Genomic DNA, 10,795 nt, shown 5'->3' with positions numbered 1-10,795 from the left:
CCGGGCCAAAAAGTGTGGTGCCGCTGCGACCGTGCAAAAGGCGCGTCACCACCAACACCGCACCGCCCAACGCCCCGAATGTATATAAAAGCATCGTCAACCCCAGCGGGCTGCCACCCGACCCAATGCTTTGTGATAGCTGTGCCGCCGCCCATGGCCCGCGAACCCGTTCGATAAAGCGAAAGAATGATATGATCGCCATCATGTATAGGGCGCCAATCAGCAACGTGCCCAAGATGCTGCGCCAAAGCTCATGCCGGGGCCGTGCGATGGCTGCAAAACCGGCCAGCGGGGCATAGACGGCAGGGCGCGTCAGCAGCATTCCCTGAAGACGGTTCAGCATGGTCATTCCTTTTTCGCGGGTGCCGGGGATGTAAAGCCGCAGATAGGCTGCAATCGGCGCGCCGGTTATTTTCACCGCTATTGCAAATGATCGGGGCCTTTGGCCAGAGACGCAATACTATTGAAGCTTGCCGCTTGCGCCATCTTTATCTATTCCCAGACATAGTCAATTTAGGGACAAGGCCGATGCGCAATAGCCGTTTCAACAAATCGACACTTCCTTCGCGGCATGTAACCGAAGGGCCCGAACGTGCGCCACACCGCAGTTATTTCTACGCGATGGGCATCACCGAGGAAGAAATCCATCAGCCTTGGGTCGGTGTTGCCACCTGCTGGAACGAGGCGGCGCCGTGCAACATTGCGCTGAACCGTCAGGCGCAATCGGTGAAGATGGGGGTGAAGAAGGGCGGCGGCACGCCGCGCGAATTTACCACCATCACGGTGACAGACGGCATTGCGATGGGGCATGAGGGCATGCGCTCCAGCCTCGCGTCGCGCGATGCGATTGCTGATACGGTTGAATTGACGATGCGCGGGCATTGCTATGATGCGCTGGTTGGAATGGCGGGCTGTGACAAGTCGCTTCCCGGGATGATGATGGCGATGGTGCGGTTGAACGTGCCGTCGGTGTTCATCTATGGCGGCTCGATCTTGCCGGGCAGGCTGAACGGCAAGGATGTGGTGGTTCAGGACGTGTTCGAGGCGGTGGGCCAGCACGCTGCGGGCAATATGACGGATGCCGAACTGGAAATTCTGGAACGGGTTGCCTGCCCCTCGGCCGGGGCCTGCGGCGGGCAATATACCGCCAACACCATGGCCTGCGTGTCCGAGGCGATTGGCCTTGCGTTGATGAACAGTTCGGGCGCCCCCGCCCCCTACGAAAGCCGCGATCAGTATGGTGACGCCTCGGGCGTGGCGGTGATGAACCTGATCGAAAAGAATATCCGCGCGCGCGATGTCGTGACCCGAAAGGCGTTGGAAAATGCCGCGCGCGTCGTGGCCTGCACCGGCGGATCCACCAACGCCGGCCTGCATCTGCCCGCAATTGCGCATGAGGCCGGGATCGACTTTGACCTTTTCGATGTCTGCGACATCTTCCGCGATACGCCCTATTTCGTGAACCTGCGGCCGGGTGGCGACTATGTCGCCAAAGACCTTTATGAGGCGGGCGGCGTGCCGGTTGTGCTGAAAGAATTGCGCAAGGCTGGGCTGATACATGAAGACTGCATTACCGCCTCGGGGCGGTCGATAGGCGAAGAGTTGGATCTGATCACCCACGAGGCGGATGGCAAGGTGATCTATCCGGTGGCAACACCGATCACCGCAACCGGTGGCGTTGTCGGGCTGAAGGGCAATCTTGCCCCCGATGGGGCAATCGTGAAAGTCGCCGGGATGAAGCCGGATGAGCAGGTGTTCAGCGGCCCCGCCCGCGTGTTTGAATGCGAAGAGGACGCCTTTGCCGCCGTTCAGGCGCGCACCTACCAAGTGGGCGATGTGATCGTTATCCGCAACGAAGGCCCCGCTGGCGGGCCGGGCATGCGCGAGATGCTGTCAACCACGGCGGCACTGTCCGGTCAGGGTATGGGCAAGAAGGTGGCGCTGATCACGGATGGGCGTTTTTCGGGCGCAACGCGGGGGTTCTGCGTGGGCCATGTCGGGCCAGAGGCGGCTTATGGCGGGCCTATCGCATTGCTGAAGGACGGCGATATGATCACCATCAATGCCGTCACCGGCGAGATTTCCGTGGCGCTTACTGACGCCGAACTGGCCGCCCGCAAAGCGGATTGGAAAGGCCCCCGCAAAACCGATTACGGTAGTGGTGCGCTGTGGAAATACGCCCAGCTTGTGGGGCCAACGCGTCAGGGTGCGGTTACTCATCCGGGCGCCAAGGCAGAATCGCATGTCTACATGGACCAGTAAACTCTATCGGTTTGGTGGAGTTTGGGGGCTGTGCGCGGTGTTGGCGGGCTGTGTGACAACCACGATGGGCCAGGCAGCACCGCGTAGCGTGCGGGTGGCGGATGGCAGCTTGGTGCTGACCGCGCCGAACGGGTTTTGCGTTGATCAAAAGGCCAGTCAGGGTGATGGCAGCTTTGTGCTGTTTGGTAATTGCGCCGCGCTGTCAGCCAACCCCTCGCTTCGCCAACCGGGTCAGCCGGTGGTGCTGACCGCTGCCGTCAGCGCCCCGGCGCCGGTGCCCGTGGCCAAAGCCTTGCCGCAGATGAAAGAGTTTTTTCAGTCAGAGGCGGGACGGGCTGCGCTTAGCCGTTCTGGCAAGGCCGCATCGGTGACGGTGTTGGGCATGCGGACCGAAGACGATTTGCTTTTGGTGCATCTGCGCGATACCGCTGCGGCCAGTGGTCCGCGGGTGGCGGCCGAGTATTGGCGCGCTTTCACCGGGATTGAGGGGCGAATATTGTCACTGTCAGTCTTGCCGCTGCGCGACCGGCCAGTCAGCGACGCAAACCAAAGGGCGCTGATTTTGGCATTCGTGCGTGCGATCCGCGCAGCAAACTGAACCTGCGGCCCGGTCGCCGCAGCTTGGCGTCATCAAAAGGGCCTGAAATAGACAGGTTTTGGTTTCATCCTCGTCGTGGTTTTGTGCGAGTGAAATTATAAGCGGTACGCCCGTTGGTGGTGTGAAAGTCACTCTTGAAACGTTTGGAGAAGATGCCCCGGAAACCGAATTCACTGCTGGATCGCCTGCTGCAAAAGCGCGCTCATATCCGCTGGACGCGCGCCGCACGGCTGGCCAAGGATCTGGATTTGCATGATTTGCGCGGATTGCGGTCAGAAGCGCGCCATTTGCGCCGGGCGCTAGACCGCGTTTTGCATATTGCCGATGCACGGCTGGCGATGCCGCTGATGGGCGCCGATGCGATTGCGCGGCCGCTTGGCACTGATTGGGCCTGGCGGCCCGATTTGTGGTGCGGGCCTGTGGTGCCGGCGGGTATTGCCTCGGCTGAAAACCGGGCGATGCTGGGTGATCAGGTAACGATCTTTCATGATTGCAAAGTGCCCGAATTGACCCTGCGCCAGACCCGCAACACAGGCGAAGCCGACATCGCCCCTTTTGGTCTGCGGTTGGATGTGTTTCGTTTTGACGGCTCTTTCCTGTCTGTGGTGATTGATTTGCCGCAGGGCGCGGCTGAAGGGTTGCGGTTGAACCACCTGATCCGCATGGACTGCGTGATTGAGGCGGAAAAGCCGCTTGCGGTATTTGCACGGCTGAACGTGAAGCACGGCCCCAACACCGAACAGGTGGTTCGCGCATTGCCGCCGGTTCAGGGGGGAGCCCCGGTCGAATTTGATCTGGCCTATACGAAGATCAATGAAAAACGGGTGGAAAAGGCGTGGGTGGACCTGATCTTTGAGGGGCCGCAGATGAACCAGATCATGGTGCGGGATCTGACCTTTTCGCGCCATCCACGGGCGGAGATTTAAGGAGGGCGCATGGCCTACATGCTGGAGATATCGCGCATCAGGGCGGGTTACTGGGAGGGGGTTCTGGTTGGGCCCAAGCCGCCGGAAATCAACGTGGTGCACCAAGAAAAGATCCTGCCGGGCCTTGAGGTTGCGGCGCTGGGCAAGGATCGCTGGCGGTTGAGCCTGCCAATCCCGCCCGAGGTGTTGTCGGATGGGGTGCAGACGTTTTTGGTGCAGACAAAGGCTGGCGGTGACCGGCTTGGACATTTCACCATCGTGACCGGCATTCCGCTGGAAGACGATATCCGCGCCGAGATGGACCTGCTGCGCGCCGAGCTGGATTTGCTAAAACGTGCCTTTCGCCGCCACTGCGTCGAGACCGGGGCATAAGCGGCCGCCGCGTTCAAAGTGTCGCGGCAAGCCGGGTTCCCTGGTCAATCGCGCGTTTCGCGTCCAGCTCTCTGGCTACGTCGGCCCCGCCGATGATATGGGGCGGGCGCCCGGCTGCGGTCAGTTGATCCGCTAGCGTCCGGTTCGACAGTTGGCCCGCGCACAGCACCACGGTATCGGCCTTGATCAACGTGGGGTTTTCACGCGCGGCACCATAGGTGATGTGCAGCCCCTGCGCGTCAATCCGTTCGTAGTTCACGCCGCCGATCATCTTCACGTCTTTTGCCACCAGTTGGGCGCGGTGGATCCAGCCGGTCGTTTTACCCAGCCTTCGACCCAGTTTTTCGGCTTTGCGCTGCAATAGGGTGATTGTGCGTGCGGCGGCCTCGGGCTGGGGTTCGGTCAGGCCGCCCGGGCGTTGGGCGGGGTCGCCCACACCCCATTCGCGGCGCCATTCCGCTAGATGAAGTGTCGGGCTTTCACCCTGCTGGGTCAAAAACTCTGCAACGTCAAACCCGATTCCGCCCGCCCCCACAATGGCAACGCGCGGACCGGGGGTGACGCTGCCCTTCAAAACCTCGATATAGCTGACGGCGTGTTCCGCGCCGGGGATTTCGGGATCACGCGGAATGACGCCTGTGGCAATGATCACCTCGTCAAACGGCAAAAGGGCATCCGGCGTCGCCTCGGTGTTCAGGGCAAGGGTTACTCCGGTCAGGGCCAGCATGGTGGCGTACCAATCGGTCAGGCCGTTGAATTCTTCTTTGCCCGGTATCACCCGCGCCATGGTCAGTTGCCCGCCAATTTCTGCGGCGCGGTCAAACAGGGTGACGGAGTGCCCCCGCTGGGCGGCGGTAATCGCCGCGCTCATCCCTGCCGGGCCAGCCCCGACAACAGCGATGGTTTTGGGACGGGCCGCCGTGTCTAACGTCAGTTCCGTTTCATGCCCGGCGCGGGGGTTCACCAGGCACGATGATATCTTGCCCGCAAAGGTATGGTCCAGACAGGCCTGATTGCAGGCGATGCAGGGCGCGATTTCTGCGGCGCGGCCAGTGGCGGCTTTGACGACAAAGTCGGGGTCGGCCAAAAACGGGCGCGCCATTGACACCATATCGGCCTGCCCATCGGCAAGGATCGCCTCGGCCAGTTCTGGCGTGTTGATCCGGTTTGAGGTGATGACCGGAATACCCACTTCGGGGCGCAGCCGTGCTGTCAGCCAGGTAAACGCCGCCCGCGGCACTGAGGTGGCGATGGTTGGCACGCGGGCTTCGTGCCAGCCGATCCCGGTGTTCAGCAGGCTGGCGCCGGCGCCCTCAATTGCCCGGGCCAGCGCCACCACCTCATCCCAACTGGAGCCATCGGGAACAAGGTCGATCAATGAAATGCGGTAGATCAGAATGAAGTCTGGACCTGTCGCTTCGCGCACGCGGCGCACCACCTCGACAGGCAGGCGCATCCGGTTGGCATAGTCGCCGCCCCAGCGGTCGGTCCGTTTGTTCGTATGGCGCACCAGAAACTGGTTGAGGAAATACCCCTCGGAGCCCATCACCTCTACCCCGTCATACCCCGCTTCACGCGCGCGCACGGCGGCTGTCACGATGGCGCTGATCTGCTGCTCGATCCCGGCTTCGTCGAGTTCACGCGGCACGAAAGGCGAAATCGGTGATTTGATCGCTGAGGCCGAAACACATTCCGGCCCATAGGCATAGCGCCCCGCATGCAGGATCTGCATCGCAATCAGCCCGCCCGCTGCATGCACCCGGCCTGTCACCATCCGGTGGTTGGCGATGTCCTGGGCCGAAAACAGCCCCGCCGCACCCGGAAACACGCCGCCTTCCCGGTTCGGTGCCATGCCCCCAGTCACCATCAGCCCAACCCCGCCGCGCGCGCGAATGGCGTAAAACTCGGCAACGCGGTTCCAATCGCCGGTCTCTTCCAGCCCGGTGTGCATCGATCCCATCAAAACGCGATTTTTCAGCGTAACATGGCCTAGATCAAGCGGTGCAAGCAGATGTGGATAGTTGGTCATTGTACGCCCCCTAATTGGCTCAATCTGCTGCTGACGATCCCTGTTGTCACCCTCAACGCCGCGTCACATCCAGCTTTTTGGCACGTTTCGTGACGAATCCGGGTCAAAAGCCGCGTGAAGCAGGAAGGTCGGGCCAATCCTGCGTCTAGATGCAAAGGGCCTGACTGCGCGGCACCGCCTCGGTTTGCCGCATGATCGGGCACACCGCACGATCTGACTTTTGCCTTGCTGAACCGATGTTTCAGACGCGAATGCGCGGGTGAGGTTCCAAAAAGAAAGTTGCGTGCCGCATGGGCCCACATGGCCCCTATGCGGCACGCATCCCGGCAACGACCGAAGGGGAGAAGATCGCCCCGCCCAAGGCTGCCAGCACACTCGTTATTCGTGTATCTAACCCTATAGAGATGAAAGAACATATAAGGCGGCTGCGGGCCCGCTGGAAAAACACAGCGACACGCCTTTGAAACCCTGTCCGCTTTATATTGAAAACACTGAAACAGTCCTGTCGCTAACAGGATTTGGCAGCATGAAAAAACTGCGGTAATCAGCCAGTTCAGTGGATCCCTATCGAGTCACAGCACATGTTGAAAAATCTGACGAGTGAAGCGCTTGGAACTGCGGTGCTTTCCGCGACCGTGTTTGGTGCCAGCCAGGCGGCGGCCCCCTTGGGACTGGTCGGCAACATCCCGGTGTCGCTGGTGGCTGGGTTTGCGCTGTTCATCCTGATCACCATTTTTACGCCAATCTCTGGTGGGCACCTGAACCCCCTGATAACGCTTTACTTTTATACCCGGCAAACCGTCAGCGCCTGGGTTGGACTGGCCTATGTCGCGGCGCAGGTTCTGGGTGCGGTGCTGGGTGCCCTTGTGGCCCATGCGATGTTTGGGCTGCCCCTGTTGCAGCTAAGCGAAATCGAACGAAACGCGCCGGGGTTGGGCATAGCCGAAGTTGTGGCGGGCTTTGGGTTTGTGCTGATGGTCAGCGGCGGGCTGCGCGCCAACGCGGCGCTAGTCCCTGCGCTGGTCGGTGCCTTTGCGACCTGCGCTGTCTGGTTCACATCATCCGGCGGTTTTGCCAATCCGGCGGTGATGGTGGGGCGGATGCTGACCGCAACGCCCGGCGGTGTGGCGCCAGACTCGTTTCCGATGCTGGTGGCGGCTCAGTTCATCGGGGCGCTGATTGCTGTAGGGGTGGGGCGCTATCTGTTTGACACGCCAGCCCCAAGCGAGGGTTCGGCAGTATATTCATGCGAAAATAAAGATTGACCGTTTCTATTGTCAAATTTTGCGAAACAGACCTTCATGCCCATTCGCTTACAATTGGCATTGGAAATCCGGGGTGTAGCGGGTCTGATAGCAGTTGATCATAGAGTGACCTGAAAGGCTGAAAATGTCGTCCAGAACCTATTACGCCCCCGAGGGTGGACTGCCCCCACAGACTCAATTGCTGACAGATCGGGCCATGTTCACCACGGCCTACGCCGTCATCCCGAAAGGCACATTCAGCGATATTGTGACCAGCTTTCTGCCGTTTTGGGAAGGCGCGCGGTTTTGGGTCATATCCCGGCCCCTGTCGGGTTTTGCAGAAACCTTTTCGCAATACATCGCAGAGGTACAACCGGGCGGTGGATCAGACCGGCCCGAGCTGGACAAAAGCGCCGAGGCGGTTTTGTTCGTCGTGGCGGGTGCCATCGAGGTGACAATTGATGGTCAGGCCCACACCATGACAGAAGGCGGCTATGCCTTTCTGCCACCGGCCTGCAACTGGACCATCCGCAACCGCGGGACTGTAGCGGCCAAATTCCATTGGATCCGCAAGGCCTATGAGTATGTCGAAGGCCTGCCCGCCCCTGAGGCCTTCGTGACGAATGAAAACGATGTCACGCCTGCAGAGATGGCCGGCACTGATGGCAAATGGGCCACGTCACGGTTTGTCGATATGGCCGATATGCGCCACGACATGCATGTGACGATTGTGACATTCCAACCCGGCGCCGTGATCCCCTTTGCCGAAACGCATGTGATGGAACACGGGCTTTATGTGCTGGAAGGCAAAGCGGTTTACCGGCTGAATCAGGATTGGGTTGAGGTGGAGGCAGGCGACTACATGTGGCTGCGCGCGTTTTGCCCACAGGCGTGTTACGCCGGCGGGCCGGGGCCGTTTCGCTACCTGCTTTACAAGGACGTGAACCGCCATATGCGCTTTGGCGGGGGGCTGACCCGCTAAGGCACCTCAGGCGATATCGGCCCCAAGGCTGCGCGAGACTTCCTCGCCGGCCGCCCGCACCAGCGCGCCAATCTGCGCCACCTTTTCGGGGGTGACACGGTGCGACGGGCCGGAAATGGAAATACCTGCGACCGCCTCGCCCTGATAATTCAGGATCGGGGCGGCAATGCAGCGCATTCCGATTGCCTTTTCCTCGTTGTCGAAGGCAAAGCCCTGGGCGCGGATCTGTTGCAGCTCCGCCTGCAAATGGTCGCGCGTGACAATGGTTTGTGGCGTGAACTGTTCCAGCGTCGACGTGGCCAAAAGCCGGTCCAGCCGTTCTTTGGAATAAGTGCTGAGCAGTGCCTTGCCGATGCCAGAGGCGTGCATCGGGCCCTGGGTGCCGGGGGGAAAGAAGGCACGAATTGATTCGTGGGTTTCCACCTGGCCGATGAACATCACCAAACCCAAATTCTCGATCCCGAGGTTAGAGGTCTCGTTCGTCGCCTCCATCAGGTGGCGCATGGCAGGTAGCGCCCGCGCCGTGACATTGCTGCGCCGCAAGAAGGTGGCCCCGATTCGAAACGCCCTGGGGCCGATGGACCATTCTTGCGTGGTGGGGCTGACCTCGGCCATATTGCGAAGCTGAAAGGTCGTCAGTACGCGGTAAATGGTTGCCGCGGACTGATCCAGTGCCTTGGCAATATCAGACAAGGTCATGCTGCCGCCCGATGCGAGCGTTTCCAGCACGTCGATGGCCCGGTCAAGCGACTGGATCACGTTTTGTGTCTCATCGCCGTCAAAGCTTTTGGGGCGACCTCTGGTTCGTGGGCGAACAACCACTTTCTGAGTTCCTTGTATTAGCAAGCAGGACCTTCAGGATAAATTTGAAAGTATGCCATTTTAATGAAAAATCATAACATACTGATTAAGCGTATTAAATGCCAATATTCAAGATTTTGGAAAATGTTTTCAAAAAAATTGTGAAAAAATGGCGATCCACGTATCTTCATTTACAACCCAACGGAGGAGGTTACCATGAGCTTTCAAAACCCAGTCTTCATTCCCGGCCCCACCAACATGCCCGAAGTGCTGCGCAAGGCTATCGATATGCCGACGATCGACCACCGGTCGCCGCTGTTCGGTAAAATTCTTCACCCTGCCTTGGAGGGTGTGAAACAGGTTCTGAAGTCCAAGACGGCCAAAGTCTTCGTATTCCCGTCAACCGGGACCGGCGGTTGGGAAACCGCGCTGTCAAATACGCTGTCTGCTGGCGACAAGGTTCTGGCGGCCCGCAACGGCATGTTCAGCCAGCGCTGGATTGATATGTGCCAGCGCCATGGCCTGAATGTGCAGGTCGTTGAAACCCCCTGGGGCGCGGGTCTTCCGGCTGACCGCTACGAAGAGATTCTGACCGCTGACAAGGCGCATGAAATCAAGGTCGTTCTGGCGACGCACAACGAAACCGCGACCGGCGTTCGTTCGAACATCGCGGCAGTGCGCCGTGCGCTTGATGCGGCCAAGCATCCGGCGATGCTGTTTGTCGATGGCGTCAGCTCGATCGGGTCGATGGATTTCCGGATGGACGAATGGGGCGTGGACGTTGCCGTGACCGGTTCGCAAAAGGGCTTTATGCTGCCCGCCGGTCTGGCGATTGTCGGCTTTAGCCCCAAGGCAATGGCGGCGATTGAAACCGCGACGCTGCCGCGCACCTTCTTTGACGTGCGTGATATGGGCAAGGGCTATGCCAACAACGCCTACCCCTATACCCCGGCGGTCGGGTTGCTGAACGGGCTGAAACTGTCCACGGAAATGCTGCTGGATGAAGGCCTGGAAAACGTCTTTGCCCGTCACAACCGCATTGCCAACGGTGTTCGTGCTGCGGTTGGTGCCTGGGGTATGGATCTGTGCGCACAGTCGCCGGACGTCTATTCCGATACCGTCAGCGCAATCCGCACGCCCGAAGGCTTTAACGCCACCTCGATCGTGAACCGCGCCGCCGACGCTTATGGCGTGGCCTTTGGGGTGGGTCTGGGTGAGGTCGCGGGCAAGGTGTTCCGTATCGGTCACCTTGGCAGCCTGACCGATGTGATGACCCTGTCGGGCCTGGCCACCGTTGAAATGGTGATGGCTGACCTGGGCCTGAACATCAAGCTTGGCTCGGGTGTTGCCGCTGCACAAGAGGTGTATCGCACAACCGCGTTGCAGACCGCGAAGGCGGCATGATGAAGGATAGCCAGACCATGTATATCCCAACGCTGGCCGATATGCTTGTCGCGCATGAGCGTATCAAGCCATATATCCACCGCACCCCGGTGCTGACCTCGCAGTTCATCAACAACCTGACGGGCGCCGAGCTGTTCTTCAAATGCGAGAACCTGCAAAAGGCGGGCGCCTTCAAGG

9 protein-coding genes and 2 pseudogenes are annotated in these 10,795 nt (G+C 60.1%); 8 read left to right on the top strand and 3 right to left on the bottom strand.

All coding sequences use genetic code 11. The features are described from left to right. Positions 1-418 (bottom strand): annotated as a pseudogene (locus tag ACM62R_RS15285) (hypothetical protein); the annotation flags it as partial. 110 nt (positions 419-528) lie between these two features. Here ACM62R_RS15285 and ilvD point away from each other — a divergent pair. The 4 genes from ilvD to ACM62R_RS15265 all read left to right on the top strand — a co-directional run bounded on the left by ilvD (position 529) and on the right by ACM62R_RS15265 (position 4,158). Next, positions 529-2,262, top strand: coding sequence for a dihydroxy-acid dehydratase (gene ilvD, locus ACM62R_RS15280; RefSeq protein WP_415184908.1), 1,734 nt, complete (start codon positions 529-531; stop codon positions 2,260-2,262). Beyond that, entirely contained in the window at positions 2,243-2,860 is a 618-nt protein-coding gene (locus ACM62R_RS15275) for a hypothetical protein (RefSeq protein ID WP_415184907.1), read from the top strand. Before ilvD ends, ACM62R_RS15275 begins: the two co-directional genes overlap by 20 nt. 152 nt (positions 2,861-3,012) lie before the next feature. After that, entirely contained in the window at positions 3,013-3,786 is a 774-nt protein-coding gene (locus tag ACM62R_RS15270; RefSeq protein WP_415184906.1) for a DUF6478 family protein, read from the top strand. A 9-nt stretch (positions 3,787-3,795) separates the two neighbouring features. Then, positions 3,796-4,158 (top strand): hypothetical protein, encoded by a 363-nt coding sequence (locus tag ACM62R_RS15265; RefSeq protein WP_415184905.1) that lies wholly within the window; start codon positions 3,796-3,798, stop codon positions 4,156-4,158. Between the two features lie 13 nt (positions 4,159-4,171). Here ACM62R_RS15265 and ACM62R_RS15260 read toward each other — a convergent pair whose 3' ends face one another. Further along, positions 4,172-6,187 (bottom strand): FAD-dependent oxidoreductase, encoded by a 2,016-nt coding sequence (locus tag ACM62R_RS15260; protein ID WP_415184904.1) that lies wholly within the window; start codon positions 6,185-6,187, stop codon positions 4,172-4,174. Positions 6,188-6,768: 581 nt separating this feature from the next. Between ACM62R_RS15260 and ACM62R_RS15255 the strand changes: the two genes are divergently transcribed. Further along, positions 6,769-7,452 (top strand): aquaporin, encoded by a 684-nt coding sequence (locus tag ACM62R_RS15255; protein ID WP_415184903.1) that lies wholly within the window; start codon positions 6,769-6,771, stop codon positions 7,450-7,452. 124 nt (positions 7,453-7,576) lie between these two features. After that, positions 7,577-8,413: a bifunctional allantoicase/(S)-ureidoglycine aminohydrolase gene (locus ACM62R_RS15250; protein ID WP_415184902.1), complete on the top strand. Its 837-nt coding sequence runs from the start codon at positions 7,577-7,579 to the stop codon at positions 8,411-8,413. Between the two features lie 6 nt (positions 8,414-8,419). Here the strand turns inward: ACM62R_RS15250 and bhcR are convergent, their stop codons facing one another. After that, on the bottom strand, positions 8,420-9,235 hold the full coding sequence (gene bhcR, locus ACM62R_RS15245) for an HTH-type transcriptional regulator BhcR (RefSeq protein ID WP_415184901.1): 816 nt from the start codon (positions 9,233-9,235) through the stop codon (positions 8,420-8,422). 195 nt (positions 9,236-9,430) lie between these two features. Here bhcR and bhcA point away from each other — a divergent pair, with 195 nt between their 5' ends. After that, positions 9,431-10,618: an L-aspartate--glyoxylate aminotransferase BhcA gene (gene bhcA, locus ACM62R_RS15240; RefSeq protein WP_415184900.1), complete on the top strand. Its 1,188-nt coding sequence runs from the start codon at positions 9,431-9,433 to the stop codon at positions 10,616-10,618. Beyond that, positions 10,618-10,795, top strand: a pseudogene (locus tag ACM62R_RS15235) (threonine/serine dehydratase); the annotation flags it as partial. The gene bhcA and the pseudogene ACM62R_RS15235, both read left to right, overlap by 1 nt.

This window comes from Phaeovulum sp. (assembly GCF_047638075.1).
Classification (GTDB): domain Bacteria; phylum Pseudomonadota; class Alphaproteobacteria; order Rhodobacterales; family Rhodobacteraceae; genus UBA6197.
Note: the sequence above shows the minus strand (reverse complement) of the source record. Positions and strands in the feature narration are given on the sequence as shown.

Coding starts and splice junctions, on each gene's coding strand:
- ACM62R_RS15260 (WP_415184904.1), bottom strand. CDS start 6,187: ATGACCAACTATCCACATCTGCTTGCACCGCTTGATCTAGGCCATGTT.
- ACM62R_RS15270 (WP_415184906.1), top strand. CDS start 3,013: ATGCCCCGGAAACCGAATTCACTGCTGGATCGCCTGCTGCAAAAGCGC.
- ilvD (WP_415184908.1), top strand. CDS start 529: ATGCGCAATAGCCGTTTCAACAAATCGACACTTCCTTCGCGGCATGTA.
- ACM62R_RS15265 (WP_415184905.1), top strand. CDS start 3,796: ATGGCCTACATGCTGGAGATATCGCGCATCAGGGCGGGTTACTGGGAG.
- ACM62R_RS15275 (WP_415184907.1), top strand. CDS start 2,243: ATGTCTACATGGACCAGTAAACTCTATCGGTTTGGTGGAGTTTGGGGG.
- bhcA (WP_415184900.1), top strand. CDS start 9,431: ATGAGCTTTCAAAACCCAGTCTTCATTCCCGGCCCCACCAACATGCCC.
- ACM62R_RS15255 (WP_415184903.1), top strand. CDS start 6,769: ATGTTGAAAAATCTGACGAGTGAAGCGCTTGGAACTGCGGTGCTTTCC.
- ACM62R_RS15250 (WP_415184902.1), top strand. CDS start 7,577: ATGTCGTCCAGAACCTATTACGCCCCCGAGGGTGGACTGCCCCCACAG.